A 14,371-nucleotide genomic window follows, 5' to 3' on the forward strand; every position below is an offset into this window, starting at 1 on the left:
AGACCAGGAGTTATGTCCGTATGAGCAGCGACGCGGTGACAACAGACGCTCCGACCGTACCCACCCTGACCGATGTACTCCTTGACGAGATAGCCGTCTTCCGCGGCCGGCCGAGGAGCGTCGAGGAGCTGTCGGGTGGGCTCACGAACCGGAATTACAAGGTCACGACCGACGAAGGCAGCTACGTCGTCCGGGTGTCGTCCGAGGAGACCGGAGCGCTCGCGATCAACCGGGACCACGAGTACCGCAACTCGGTCATCGCCGCGGCGGCCGGCGTCGGGGCCCCGGTCATCGCGCACCTGCCGGACCGGCACGTCATGGTCGTGGGCTTCATCGACGGGCACACCTTCGCCGACCACGACTTCGCGGTGCCCGGCACCATCGAGCGGGTCGCCGCGTCGTGCCGGGCGCTCCACGCCGCGCCGCCCTTCGTCAACGACTTCAACATGTTCGAGATCCAGCGCCGCTACCTCGGCGTCGTGCAGGAGAACGGCTATCGGCTACCGGACGGGTACCTCGACCTGGAGCCCCACGTGGCAACGCTCCGGCGGGCACTCGCGGTCCGCGACGAGGGTACGGTGCCGTGCAACAACGATCTGCTGGCCGCCAACTTCATCGACGACGGAAGCAAGATCTGGCTCATCGACTACGAGTACTCCGGCAACAACGACCCGTGCTTCGAGCTGGGCAACATCTGGAGCGAGTGCCACCTGGACCTCGACCAGCTCGAAGCGCTCGTGACCGCCTACTACGGCCGGCTGCTGCGTAACAAGCTCGCGCGGGCGCAGTTGCAGGGCCTGATGTCGAAGTACGGGTGGACGTTGTGGGCCTCCATCCAACAGGCGACCAGCCCCATCGACTTCGATTTCTGGAGCTGGGGCATGGAGAAGTACGAGTCCGCCGTGGCGATCTTCCGTAGCGCCCGGTTCGACGAGCTGCTTGACGAGGTACAGCGCGCCGACTGACCGGCGGTCCGCCGATGGTCGCGCTCGCATCTCCCATACCGCACGTGCACATTCCCGTAATCACCTCGGCTTGAATCTCCACAATGGAGGAACCGAAATGACTGAGCGAATTCACGTCGTGCCCGGGGGTGCCGACACCACCGACAGCGACGACTTGGCGAGTCACGGATACCGGCAACGGCTCAACCGCAGCCTCGGCAGCTTCTCGTCGTTCGCCGCCGGCTTCAGCTACATCTCGATCCTCACCGGGATGTTCCAGCTGTTCGGCTTCGGCTACGGCTTCGGCGGCCCGGTGCTGTTCTGGTCCTGGCTTATCGTCCTAGGTGGACAATTCTGCGTGGCGCTCGTGTTCGGCGAGCTCGGCGCGCGGTACCCCATTGCGGGATCGGTCTACCAGTGGTCCAAGCAGGTGTCCAGCCGCGCCGGGGCCTGGTTCGCGGGCTGGATGATGCTGATCGGCTCGATCGTCTCGGTCGCGGCCGTGGCGATGGCGGAGCAGGTCGTACTGCCGGCCATCTGGAGCGGGTTCGAGGTCTTCAGCAACCCGGCGGTGAACGCCGTCTTCCTGGCGAGCCTCACGATCGTCCTCACGACCATCATCAACGTCCTCGGCGTGAAGGTGATGGCATACATCAACAACGTCGGTGTCATGGCCGAGCTGATCGGGGTCATCCTCATCATCGTCCTGCTGGCCGTCCACATCCGGCGCGGGCCCCAGGTGGTACTGGACACCCAGGGTGCGGGCCCCGGGCTGCCCGGTTGGGGCACGCTCGGCCTGCTCGCGCCGCTGCTGTTGTCGGCGATCATGCCCGCGTACGTCATGTACGGGTTCGACACCGCGTCCTCGCTCGCCGAGGAGACCAAGGACCCACGCCGGCGGACCCCGATCGCGATCCTGCAGGCGCTCGCCGCCTCCGGCGCCGCCGGCGCACTGCTGCTGATCCTCGCGCTGATGGCCACGAAGACGCTGTCGATCAAGGATCTGAGCGCCGGCGGGCTGCCGATGATCCTCCAGGAGGTCCTGGGCAGCACCCTCGGCAAGATCCTCCTGGTCGACGTGGCGTTCGCGATCTTCGTCTGCACGCTCGCGATCCAGACCGCGTCCATCCGCGTGGCGTTCTCGATGGCCCGCGACCACCGACTGCCCTTCGGCGAGCGGCTGGCCCACGTCACCGAGGAGCGGCACTCGCCGGCCGCGCCGTCCATCGTCTCGGGCGTGGTCGCGATCGGCATCCTCCTGGTCAACCTCGGCAACGCCCAGATCTTCACCCTCGTCACCAGCGTGGCCATCATCATCGTCTACATCGCGTACCTTCTGGTCACCTTCCCCGTGTTCCGGCGGCGGCTGGGCGGCTGGCCGGCCGACGGGGGCCGCACCGGGCTCTTCACTCTCGGCCGGGGTCGGGGCCTGGCGATCAACGGACTCGCGGTCGCGTACGGCCTGTTCATGACGATCAACCTGATCTGGCCGCGTGAGCTCATCTACGGCGCGGGCGGCTACGCGTGGGGTGGCGTCATCGTCATCGCCGTGATCTTCGCCGTCGGGGCCCTCTACTACTTCACCGCACAGCACCGCAAGGACCACGTCATCGCGGCCGAGCACCGGGCGACCGCCGGTGCCGAGCCGGCGTCGACCGAACCCGCCGGCGGGGTCGCCGCAGTGCTGTCCGACGACGACGCGCAGCCCGCGCCCGCCTTCGACTGACGCCTGCCGGTCGCGACCGACATCGTCCGGGTCACCGAGCTACACCGTTTCCTTAGGAGCACCGCCATGAGTCAAACCCTGCCCAGCCGCGCGCGCGTCGTCATCATCGGTGGCGGCATCATCGGCGCCAGCGTCGCGTACCACCTCACGAAGCTCGGCTGGACCGACCTGGTCCTCCTGGAGCAGGGACGCCTGTCGAGTGGCACCACCTGGCACGCGGCCGGTCTCGTCGGCCAGCTGCGGTCGAGCGAGAGCGGCACCAGGCTCGTCCAGTACTCGGCGCAGCTGTACAGCGAGCTGGAGAAGGAGACGGGCCTCGGCACCGGGTTCAAGCGGTGCGGCGGCGTGACGGTGGCCCGGACGCAGGACCGGATGGTCCAGTTGCAGCGGACGGCCGCCTCGGCCGAGGCGTACGACCTCGAATGCGAAATCATCAGTCCGGACCGGGCGAAGGAGCTGTACCCGGTCCTCGAGACCGAGGACCTGGTCGGCGCGATCTGGCTGCCCGGCGACGGCACGGCCAACCCGACCGACGTGACCACCTCGCTGGCCAAGGGTGCCCGGGACCGGGGCGCGCGGATCCTGCAGGGCGTACGGGTCATCGGGGTCGACCACCGCAACGGCGTGGTGACCGGCGTCCGCACCGACCACGGTGACATCGAGGCCGAGATCGTCGTCAACTGCGCCGGCCAGTGGGCCAAGGCGGTCGGGGCGCTCGCCGGCGTCAACGTGCCGCTGCACTCGGCGGAGCACTTCTACGTGGTGACCGAGCGCATCGAGGGTGTGCACCCGATGATGCCGATCCTGCGGGACCCGGACGGCTACACGTACTTCAAGGAGGAGGTCGGTGGGCTCGTCGTCGGCGGCTTCGAGCCCGAGGCCAAGCCGTGGGTGGCGCCGGACCAGCTGCCCTACCCGTTCGAGTTCCAGCTGCTCGAAGAGGACTGGGACCACTTCTCGGTCCTGATGGACAGCGCGTTGCACCGGATCCCGGCGCTGCACCACACCGGCATCAAGAAGTTCTACAACGGACCGGAGAGCTTCACCCCGGACAACAACTTCATCCTGGGGGAGGCGCCAGAGCTGAAGAACTTCTTCGTCGGCGCGGGCTTCAACTCCGTCGGCATCGCCTCGGCCGGCGGAGCGGGGCGTGCGCTCGCGGAGTGGATCGTCAATGGTGAGCCCACCACCGACCTGTCCGCCGTCGACATCCGGCGGTTCGCTCCGTTCAACGGCAACAACCAGTGGCTGCACGACCGGGTCGCCGAGATCCTCGGACTTCACTACGAGGTGCCGTGGCCGAACCGGGAGCTGGCCACCGCGCGCCCGTTCCGCCGCTCGCCGGTCTACCACCTGCTCGCCGAGGCCGGCGCGTCGTTCGGTTCGAAGATGGGCTGGGAACGGGTCAACGTGTTCGCGCCCGCGGGTGTCGCGCCCGAACTGGAGTACACCTGGGGCAAGCCCAACTGGCTGCCGTGGTCGGCCGCCGAGCAGCGCGCGACCCGCGAGAACGTCGCGCTCTTCGACCAGACCTCGTTCGGCAAGCTGCTCATCAGCGGTCGGGACGCCGAGCCGCTGCTGCAATGGCTGTGCACGGCGGACGTCGCGGTGGAGCCGGGCCGCGCCGTCTACACCGGGATGCTCAACGAGCGGGGCGGGTACGAGTCGGATGTCACGGTGACCCGGCTCAGCCACGACGAGTACCTTCTCGTCACCAGCTCCGGCTCGGTCCAGCGCGACCTGGACTGGATCCGCCGGCACATCCGGGACGACCAGCACGTCGGGGTCACCGACATCACGTCCTCGCTCGCGGTCTTCGGGGTCATGGGTCCGAAGTCGCGCGCACTGCTGCAGAAGCTGTCCCGGTCGGACCTGTCCGACGCGGCCTTCCCCTTCTCGACCAGCCAGCAGATCGATCTCGGCTACGCGACGGTCCGCGCGACCCGCATCACCTACGTCGGCGAGCTGGGCTGGGAGCTGTACGTGCCGGCCGAGTTCGCGGTCGGGGTGTACGAACTGCTGCTGGCGGCGGGGGCCGAGTTCGGCCTGGTCCAGGCCGGCTACTACACGATCAACTCGCTGCGCCTGGAGAAGGGGTACCGCGCCTGGGGCTCCGACCTCACCCCGGACTACAACCCGGTCGAGGCGGGCCTGCTGTTCACGTGCAAGCTGAAGTCGCAGACGGCCTTCGTCGGCCGGGAGAGCGTCGAGAAGGCGAAGGCCGAAGGGCCCCGGCGCAAGCTGGTGTCCCTGGTCCTCGACGACCCCGACGTGATGATGTGGGGCGGCGAGCTCGTGCTCCGGGACGGGGAGGCCGTCGGACAGGTCAGCTCGGCGGCGTGGGGCGAGACGGTCAACGGGTGCGTCGCGCTCGCCTACGTGCGGCGTCGCGACGGCGAGCCGGTCACCAACGACCATCTGCAGAGCGGCTCGTACCAGATCAACGTCGGCGGCACGCTGTGCCCCGCCACCCTGCACCTTCGCCCGCCGTACGACCCCGCCGGCGACAAGATCAAGCGTTGATATGACGATCAGCGTCTTCGACCTGTTCAAGGTGGGCATCGGGCCGTCGAGTTCGCACACGGTCGGCCCGATGCGGGCAGCCCTGATGTTTCTGGACGCCATCAAGCACGACACCGACCTCGCCGCCGTCGCGGGGGTGTCCGTCGAGCTGTTCGGCTCGCTCGGGGCCACCGGGCACGGGCACGGCAGCGTCAACGCGGTGCTGCTCGGGCTCGAGGGTCACGCACCGGAGACGGTCGACCCGGCGATAAGCGGACCGACGCGGACGCGGGTGGCGAACACCGGCCGGCTGATGCTGGCCGGGGCGCACCCGATCGCGTTCGACGTCGACACCGACATCGTTCTGCACCGGCGCAAGCGGCTGGACGTGCACTCCAACGGCATGCGGTTCCGGGCCCGAAACGCGGCCGGCAGGGACGTTGTGAGCCGCACGTACTTCTCGATCGGTGGCGGGTTCGTCCTCGACCAGTCCGACGGCGCGCCACGGGTCGTCGAGGACCGGACGCCCGTCCCGTACCCGTTCGCGACCGGTGACGAGCTGCTCGCGACCACCCGCGAGACGGGCATGTCGATCAGCGACGTGGTCCTGGAGAACGAGAAGGTGTGGCGCGGCGAGGCGGAGATCCGCCACGGCCTGCTCGCCATCTGGGACGTCATGCGGCAGTGTGTGCGGGCCGGGTGCGCGGCCGAGGGGGTGTTGCCGGGCGGGTTGCGAGTGCCGCGGCGGGCGCCTGGGCTGCTGGCGAAGCTGCGCGACCGTGACGACGCCGACGACCCCCTGTACGCGCTGGACTGGGTGACGCTGTTCGCGCTCGCGGTGAACGAGGAGAACGCCGCCGGCGGCCGGGTCGTCACCGCGCCGACGAACGGCGCGGCCGGCATCGTGCCGGCGGTGCTGCACTACTACGTCCGGTTCGTCGACGGTGCGAACGACGACGGCGTGATCCGGTTCCTGCTGACGGCCGCCGCGATCGGGTCGTTGTTCAAACGCAACGCGTCGATCTCCGGGGCGGAGGTGGGCTGCCAGGGTGAGGTCGGCTCGGCCTGCTCGATGGCGGCCGCCGGTCTGGCCGAGGTTCTCGGTGGGACCCCGGACCAGGTGGAGAACGCCGCCGAGATCGGCATCGAGCACAACCTGGGGTTGACCTGCGACCCGGTCGGCGGCCTCGTGCAAATACCGTGCATCGAGCGCAACGCCGTGGCGTCGGTGAAGGCGATAACGGCCGCTCGAATGGCGGTGCGCGGGGACGGCCGCCACCACGTGTCCCTCGACAAGGCCATCAAGACGATGCGGGAGACCGGCGCGGACATGAAGGACAAGTACAAGGAGACCGCTCGCGGCGGGCTGGCTCTCAACGTCGTGGAATGCTGAAAGGACGCAACGACCGTGCAACGCCGATTCGTGCTGACGCTGAGCTGCCCCGACCGCCCCGGCATCGTCCACGCCGTCACCTCGTACCTGGTGAACTTCGGGCTCGACATCACCGAACACCAGCAGTTCGACGACGGGCGGCACGGCCGCCTGTTCATGCGGACGAGCTTCGCCAGCGAGTCCCCGGAGCTCACCGTCGGCCATCTCGCTCCGGCGTTCGCACCGGTCGCTGCCGCGTTCGGCATGACCTGGAACCTGTACGACGTGTCCGAGCAGCCGCGCGTGCTCGTCATGGTGTCCAGGTTCGACCACTGCCTGAACGACCTGATCTACCGGTGGCGTACGAACTCGTTGTCGGCGGAGCTCGTCCTGGTCGTGTCCAACCACGACGACCTGCGCCCCATGGTCGAAGCGGCCGGGCTGCCCTTCGCGCACATCGCGGTCACGCCGGAGACGAAGCCGGCAGCCGAGGCGGAGCTGTTGTCGTTGGTCAGCGAGTACCGCGTCGACCTGGTCGTCCTCGCGCGTTACATGCAGGTGCTGTCGAACGAGCTGTGCAAGGAGCTCGAGGGGCGCGCCATCAACATCCACCACTCGTTCCTGCCCAGCTTCGTCGGTGCCAAGCCCTATCACCAGGCGTACGAGCGTGGCGTGAAGCTGGTCGGCGCGACGGCGCACTACGTGACGCCCGACCTTGACGAGGGCCCGATCATCGAGCAGGAGGTCATCCGGGTCGACCACCGCCCGTCCCCCGACGATCTCGTGCGGGTCGGGCGCGACGCCGAGCGGGTGGCCCTGGCGCGCGCGGTCGAGTGGCACTGCCAACGCCGGGTGCTGCTCAACGGCAATCGAACGATCATCTTCAGCTGACGGGAGGCTCCACCCGCCGGCGTCTCGCCGGTGCCGCGCCGATCGCGCTCAGGCCGCCAGCCTCAGGCGTTCCGAGACCGGTCCGCCGGTCCGCACCGCTTCGTAGTGTGCGATGAGCTCGTCGCCGATGACGCTCCAGCTACGGCCCTCGACGGCGGCTCGGGCGGTCTGCCCGTACCGGCGTCGCCGTTGCGGGTCGGCGGCGAGCGTGGCGACGGCCGCCGCCATCGCGGCGCCGTCACCCGGCGGCACGAGGTGCCCGGTACGCCCGGGCTCGACGAGGTCGAGCGCGCCGCCGGCCGCCGGGGCGACGACGGGCAGGCCGCTGGCGAGCGCCTCCTGCACCGTCTGGCCGAACGTCTCGTACGGCCCGGTGTGCGCGAACACGTCGAGGCTGGCGTAGATGCGCGACAGCTGCGCGCCGGTGCGCAGGCCGAGGAAGACGGCGTCGGGCAGGTGTCGGCGCAGACCGGCGGCGGCCGGCCCGTCTCCGACCACGACCACCCGTACCCCCGGCAGCCGGCTCGTCTCGGCGAGCAGCTCCACCCGCTTCTCGGCCGCGAGCCGGCCGACGTAGCCGACCAGTACCTCGCCGTGCGGTGCCAGCGCGCGTCGCAGGGCGTCGCTGCGGTGGGCGGGATCGAAGCGGGTGGTGTCCACGCCTCGCCGCCACAGCCATACCCGGTCGATGCCGTGCGTGTGCAGGGCGCGCGCGGCCTCGGTGGACGGCGCGAGGGTACGGTCGGCTCTGTTGTGCACGTGGCGCAGCCAGGCCCACGCCGCCGCTTCGGTCATCCCGACCCGGTAGGCGCGGGTGTAGCCCGGGATGTCGGTCTGGTAGACGGCCACCATGGGCAGTCCGAGCGCGCGGGCCGTGCTCACCCCACGGGCGCCGAGCACGAACGGGCTGGCCAGGTGTACCACGTCGGTGCGGTGCTCGCGCAGAGTCGCCGCCAGCCGGCGGCCGGGCACGCCGAGCCGGAGCCGGGCGTACCCGGGCAGGGGGAGTGAGGGCACCCGCACCACCGGGTACGGCACGGCCGGGCCGGTCGAGCGGGTGCTGCTGGCCGGCTGCGGCGCGATGACCAGCGGGTGGTGCCCGCGCTCCAGCAGGTGTTCGGCGACCCGGACGACCGAGTGCGCCACGCCGTTGACGTCGGGCGGGAACGATTCGGTGACAAGCGCGATCCGCATGCTGCCACGGTGCCGGCCGTCGTGGATGTTCCCGCCACCACACCGTGACATACAGGCGAAGAATGGGCGACGAGGCGGCTTGCGGGCAGCGCGCGAAATGGCACGAAAGCGTGCGGGGAGCGGGCCGGTCGGCCCACTCCCCGCACCTGGTCGGACGACCGTCAGCTGTCGAGCAGCTCGTGCGCCTGTTCGAGCAGGCGCTTGCCGCGCGCGAGCTGCGCGGCGACGGTGGCCCGGTCGACGTGGCCGTTGCCGAACCGGCCCTGGTCGAGGGTCATCTTGATCTGCTGAGCCAGCGCGTCGCGCTGGTCGGCCAGGCCGGTGAGCTTCGACTCGATCCGGTTGTAGGTCTGGTCGCCGGCCGAGGAGCTGGCCAGCGCGATGGTGTCCGCCTTCAGGGTGTCCGTCGCGAACGCCCCGACCGACGAGTTGAGCTGACGGTACGTGGCCGCCAGCTCGTCGAGCCGCTCGTCACCCTTGTGCCGGGACAGGATGAAGCTCAACGGGGTGCCGTCGGACAGGTAGTCGTCACGCAGACCGACCAGCGACAGCAGGGTCGGCCGGATGTCGGTCTCCTCCGCCCACGTGGACACCTTGCCGGCCTGCGGGACGGTCAGCGTCGGCGACCCGTTCTGCCCGTCGGCCGTGGCGGTCGGGCCGTGCCGCGGGTCGGCGCCCACGATCCCCTTGCGCGCCACGCCCGGTCCGGCGAACCCGGCCCAGGTGATGTCGATGTCGGGGGAGTAGTAGCCGTGGTTGTAGGCGTAGCGGGCGTACTGCGACACGCACTCCGCCGCCGGGTTGGTCGACGCCGTGCACTTCGGGAACGCGGGGTCGAAGTAGTAGTCCGGCTTGGGGAAGATCGTGTAGCTGGGGGTGCGCAGCGGGTCGGCGGTCTGCATGTGCAGGATCCGCTGTTCCACGGCGCCGGCCTGGTAGTTGACGATCTTCTCGCCGGTGGCTCCGGTGTACGGGTTGTCGCCGGTCAACGCGGCGGTGTCCCGTTCCAGTTGGCGCAGCGCCGGGTCGGTGGGGGCCGGCCTACCGTTGGCGTACATCGCCGCGCCCTGCGGCTCGACCGCGAACGGGGTGCTGTTGCCCCGCTCGCTCGCCAGCAGGCCCGGCAGGTTGGCCTGCAGCTCGCCGATCTGGCCGGCCGCGTAGTGGCAGGCGACCGTGACCCCGTCGCAGTCGGCCGGTGACGGCTTGCTCGCCCGCAGCGTGTTCGCGCCGGCCAGGTGGTCGTTCTCCTCGCTGGTGATCACGAACTCGGTGTTGGCCGGCGTGATGCCGTCCTTGGCCAGCCGGTCGAAGAACTTCGCGAACGCGTCGTCGTACGCCTTGGCGGTGGCGATCGAGCACGGGTCGCCGGGGCCAACCGGGTACCCGGTGCCGGTCGCCGACGCCGTCGTGCAGCCGGTCTGCCCCGCCTTCTTCTCGTGGATGTCGGAGATGTAGCCGTAGGTGACCGGGACGCCGGCCTCCTGCATCGAGGCGAGGTAGGCCAGGCTCTGCGACGCCGTCGGGCTGAAGCCGGGGAAGCCCGCGATGTTCGCGTACGTGCTCTTGATCGTGTTGCCGTCCAGGTCGACGAGGTCGCCATTGGCGTCGGTCACCTGGTAGCCGTTGCGTACCAGGTTGGCCTTGCCACCGGTCACCAGCGGCCCGACGTACCTGTACCCGAAGAGCGCCCGGTAGCCCTGGTAACCGCCGGGCTCGGTCGGCAGCTGATCGGCGACCGCGCGCTGGGCGGAGTTGCAGGCGTTGTCGGTCCTGGCGCAGTGCACGGCCTCGCCGGTGTACTGCGCCGCCTCCACGTTCTTGTACGTGTCGGGGTCGGCGGCGTTCTGCTGAGCCTCGGGTGAGTCGGCGCCGAACACGGTCGGGATGTCGAGGTTGGTGTTCTCCAGGACCATGTTGGCGGTCGAGAAGTCACCGACGCTGCAACCGGCGCGGGTGAACGGTACCCACGGCGCGGGGGTGATCGTGCCGGTGGCGCCGGGCTTGGCCGGCACGGTGGGGGAGTACACCATCGACGGCGTGGTCGGTTCGGTACCGGAGACCGCGTTGGCCGCCGAGTTGTAGACCGGCGAGGTCCAGTACACGAACGACCCGTCGGACTCGGTGGTGCCGTCCGGGCGGTACGTCTTGTAGCTGTTGCTGACCGGCATGCCGTGCCGGTCGCCGTACAGGCCGGTGTAGATGGTGAGGCTGTCGTCGGCGGTGTGTGCGATCAGTGGCGTGTGGACGTCCGACAGCAGCGAGCCGTTGCGCTCCAGGAACTGCTTGAGGTGCGGCATCAGTTCCAGGTCCGACGGCACGTTCGGGTTGTCGCGGAAGAAGTGCACGTTGTCGAAGGTGATCTCGATGACGTGCTTGACGCCGCCACCCAGGTCACAGCCGTGTGCTGACGGTCGGTCGGGGGAAGCGACCGCGCCGGTCGCGCTCACCGCCAGTGCGGTGCCCGCCGCCAGGGCGGCGGCTGCCGCGGCGGCGACGGCGCGGGTCCGCCGTGATGGTCTTGACATAGACATACCTCAGTTCTTGAGACATTGTCATAGGTAAACTAACGCCGATCTCGGTCCGGTGGGTGAACGAAAGTCGACCTGTGCTGATGGATGGATAGGGTGGCTGGACATCCGCAGGGGTACCGGCGTTCATATCCATCAACTTGAATCGGGGACACGGTGGCCAGCGCGGCGCTGGCCGGTCAGGGAGGTTCCCGTGCCCCGGTACCGATCCCTCATCGCCGCGGCGCTCGCGGCCGTCGTCGCTGTCGTCGCGGTGCCCGACGTCCCCGCGCGGGCCGCGACGGGGCCGGACGACCCGGTCTCGCACACGACCACGGTCGGGCTGCACAACACGTACGACCCGGCGGCGTTCCCGTATCTCGCCCGGGCGCTCGACGAGCACCCGGGCCTGATCGAGCTGGACGTATGGCCGGACATCATCACCCACGAGTGGAAGGTCAGCCACTCCAACCCGCTGGGCAACGCCAACAACTGCGTGGCCGCCGGTACGCCGGCCCAGCTCTACTCCGGCAGCGCCAACAAGAACCTCGAGTACTGCCTCGACGACATCCGGCTGTGGCTGTCCGCGCATCCCGGCAGCGGGCCGCTGCTGCTGAAGATCGAGATGAAGACCGGGTTCAGCGGCCGTACCGGACAGGGGCCGGCCCAGTTGGACGCCACGATCGCCGCGCACCTCGGTGCGGCGGTGTTCAAACCGGCCGACCTGATGGCCGGGTACGCGTCGCTCGACCAGGCCGCCCGCGCCGACGCGTGGCCGAGCCGGGCACGATTGTCCGGCAAGGTGATCATCGAGGTCATTCCCGGGACGGTCGAGGAGAACAACCCGACCGACACACTGTGGACCGACGTCGAGTACGCGACGTACCTCCGGGGCCTCGCCGCGGCCGGCGCCCTGGCCCGCGCCCAGATCTTCCCTGCGGTCCACAACGCGCAGAGCGGCGACCCACGGGTCCGCTACGGTGACGCGAGCCTGCGCCCGTGGTTCGTCGTCTTCGACGGCGACGCCACCGAGTACGTCACCACGGGCATCGACACCTCCTGGTACAACACCAACCACTACCTGCTGGTCATGACCGACGCGCAGAACGTGCCGCCGGCGGTGCCCGCCGGGGACGCGGCCGCGGCGCGGGCGCGGGTCGCCGCCCTCGCGGCAGCGCACGCGAGCGTCGCCTCCGCCGACTGGGGCGGCCTGCCGGACGTGGTCGGCGATCTCGTCACGCGAGGTTGACCGGCGGCTGGCGTTCTCGGAGATCCACTACTCGTTGCACCCGGCGCGCGAGCGTGCCCGGGGGCGGAATCGACCGTGACGCCCGGTACCCCGACGAGCGAGTGTTGCGTCGGGGTACCGGGCGTCGGTTCGTTCGCCGTGACCTCAGGGCTTGCTGGGAGTACGGCGGAAGCCGCATGTATGCGACCGACGTGGACAGTCCCGTTGGCATCCCGACCGGGCGAGTCACGGACGTGGCCCCCGGCAAGCTGCTTAAATAAATCCCGTATTGCCGTTTTGTGCGGAATTAGGGAGCAGCTGACAAGCCATCCGTCCCACCGCGGCCGAAAGCCGCACCACGGCGCGACAGGCGCCGCCGGATGGCAACCGCCGGAGAGGATACCGATGCCCGCCCCCGTTCGTGCCGGCCGGACCGATCGACGTCGCAGGAGCCTGCCGCTCGCCGCCCTCGCGATCGTCGTCATGGCCCTGGTGGCCGCCCTGGTCACGACAACCACCACCCGCGCGGCCCGCCAGCTCGCCGGTCTCCGCGCCACCCTGGGCCGGTCGGCCGCCCCGGTGCCCGCGCCGGCCGCCCGCGCGGCCAGCGATCGGCTCGCACCGGCCGCCAGCGATCGGCCCGCGCCCACGGCCAGCGATCGGCTCGCACCGGCCGCCAGCGATCGGCCCGCCCCGGCCGCCGCCCTGGCGCCCACGCCGACCGTCAGCGCGCTACCCGTACCGGCCGGGCTCGGCCCGCAGTGGGCCGCCCGGCTCGCCGGGCACTCCCAGGTGGTGGTCGCCTCGGGCGCGGACTGGCGCTCGTCGCACGCGACCGTGACCGAATGGCAGCGCGCGGCGGGTGGCTGGGTACGGCTCGCCGAGTGGGACGGCTGGAACGGCCGCGAGGGGTGGACCACCACGCCGGCGGAGACGCGCCCGCAGAGCCCGGTCGGCATGTTCGGCCTGACCGACGCCGGCGGCTACGCGCCGAATCCCGGCTCGCGCCTGCCCTACGACCACAGCAGTGGCAGTTACTCGCTCATCTTCAACGGTGTGCGGGCCTTCAACCACGTTATCGCCATCGACTACAACCGGGTACCCGGCACCGCGCCGGCCAACTCGACCCGCCCCCTCGGGTACGCCGCGGGCGGCGGATTCTGGATCCACACCCAGCACAACTCCGGCACCAACGGCTGCGTCGGAATTCCCGACGCCGGCGTGGTCGCGCTGCAGCAGACCCTCGACCCGGCCGCGAAGCCGGTCATCGTGATGGGCCCCGCCGCGGCGCTGGCCGAGTAGCGGCGCGGGTGCTCACCGGGCCCGGCGATCCCGGCCGGCGATCCCCTTGAGGTGACGGCCCATCTCGCGGGCGATCTCCCGGTTGGCGTCCCGCTCGGCCAGGGCCTGTCGCTTGTCCCACGACTTCTTGCCCCGCGCGAGGGCGAGCTCGACCTTCGCCCAGCCGTTCTCGAAGTACATCGACAGCGGGACGAGCGTCACGCCGCCCTCCCGCACCTTCTCGAGGATCCGGTCGATCTCCACGCGGTGCAGGAGCAGCTTGCGGGTACGACGCGGCTGATGGTTCGTCCAGGTGCCGTAGCCGTACTCGGCGATGTGCAGCCCGTACAGCATGATTTCGCCGTCGCGCTCCTGGGCGAACGCGTCCACCAGCGACACACGGCCCTCGCGCAGCGATTTGACCTCGGTGCCCACCAGCTTGATGCCCGCCTCGTAGGTCTTGAGGATCGTGTAGTCGTGCCGGGCCTTCCTGTTCGAGGCGACGAGTTTGCGGCCGGTCTGCCTGGACGTGGCGACCCCTCCTGACCTCGACCGGGTGCGTCGACGGACACGATACCGCCGGCCGCCCCGCGGTCACCGGGGGCCAATTTCCTCGGATCCGCCCCGGGCGTCGGTGGATAGTTCGCCGCGGTACGGGTAGCGCACCCCCTGCCGGCGTAGTACCGATGGGGTAGCTCTTCCCGTACCGCCGGCGTAGTCGCA

At 70.1% G+C, this 14,371-nt stretch carries 9 protein-coding genes and 1 pseudogene; 7 read left to right on the forward strand and 3 right to left on the reverse strand.

Translation table 11 applies throughout. From position 1 onward, the window contains the following. Positions 1-20: 20 nt before the first annotated feature. The 5 genes from HC031_RS02725 to purU all read left to right on the forward strand — a co-directional run bounded on the left by HC031_RS02725 (position 21) and on the right by purU (position 7,435). Positions 21-965 (forward strand): choline/ethanolamine kinase family protein, encoded by a 945-nt coding sequence (locus tag HC031_RS02725; protein WP_167923489.1) that lies wholly within the window; start codon positions 21-23, stop codon positions 963-965. A gap of 97 nt (positions 966-1,062) precedes the next feature. Next, positions 1,063-2,670 carry an APC family permease gene (locus tag HC031_RS02730; protein ID WP_167923490.1) on the forward strand — a complete coding sequence of 536 codons (1,608 nt, stop codon included), beginning with the start codon at positions 1,063-1,065 and terminating at the stop codon, positions 2,668-2,670. 66 nt (positions 2,671-2,736) lie between these two features. Continuing rightward, positions 2,737-5,193, forward strand: coding sequence for a GcvT family protein (locus HC031_RS02735; protein ID WP_167923491.1), 2,457 nt, complete (start codon positions 2,737-2,739; stop codon positions 5,191-5,193). Between the two features lies 1 nt (position 5,194). Then, complete coding sequence (locus tag HC031_RS02740) at positions 5,195-6,565, forward strand: L-serine ammonia-lyase (RefSeq protein ID WP_167923492.1); 1,371 nt, start codon at positions 5,195-5,197, stop codon at positions 6,563-6,565. Positions 6,566-6,580: 15 nt separating this feature from the next. Continuing rightward, positions 6,581-7,435, forward strand: coding sequence for a formyltetrahydrofolate deformylase (gene purU, locus HC031_RS02745; protein ID WP_167923493.1), 855 nt, complete (start codon positions 6,581-6,583; stop codon positions 7,433-7,435). A 48-nt stretch (positions 7,436-7,483) separates the two neighbouring features. Here the strand turns inward: purU and HC031_RS02750 are convergent, their stop codons facing one another. Both HC031_RS02750 and HC031_RS02755 read right to left on the reverse strand, forming a co-directional pair. After that, complete coding sequence (locus HC031_RS02750; protein ID WP_167923494.1) at positions 7,484-8,629, reverse strand: glycosyltransferase family 4 protein; 1,146 nt, start codon at positions 8,627-8,629, stop codon at positions 7,484-7,486. A 161-nt stretch (positions 8,630-8,790) separates the two neighbouring features. Beyond that, entirely contained in the window at positions 8,791-11,157 is a 2,367-nt protein-coding gene (locus HC031_RS02755; protein ID WP_167923495.1) for an alkaline phosphatase family protein, read from the reverse strand. A gap of 196 nt (positions 11,158-11,353) precedes the next feature. Between HC031_RS02755 and HC031_RS02760 the strand changes: the two genes are divergently transcribed. Next, on the forward strand, positions 11,354-12,388 hold the full coding sequence (locus HC031_RS02760; RefSeq protein ID WP_338090448.1) for a phosphatidylinositol-specific phospholipase C domain-containing protein: 1,035 nt from the start codon (positions 11,354-11,356) through the stop codon (positions 12,386-12,388). A 384-nt stretch (positions 12,389-12,772) separates the two neighbouring features. Continuing rightward, positions 12,773-13,669, forward strand: a complete 897-nt coding sequence (locus HC031_RS02765; protein WP_167923496.1) for a hypothetical protein — start codon at positions 12,773-12,775, stop codon at positions 13,667-13,669. A gap of 12 nt (positions 13,670-13,681) precedes the next feature. Here the strand turns inward: HC031_RS02765 and smpB are convergent. After that, positions 13,682-14,173 (reverse strand): annotated as a pseudogene (gene smpB, locus HC031_RS02770) (SsrA-binding protein SmpB); the annotation flags it as partial. Positions 14,174-14,371 lie beyond the last annotated feature (198 nt).

It is taken from the genome of Planosporangium thailandense, assembly GCF_011947195.1.
GTDB lineage: Bacteria > Actinomycetota > Actinomycetes > Mycobacteriales > Micromonosporaceae > Planosporangium > Planosporangium thailandense.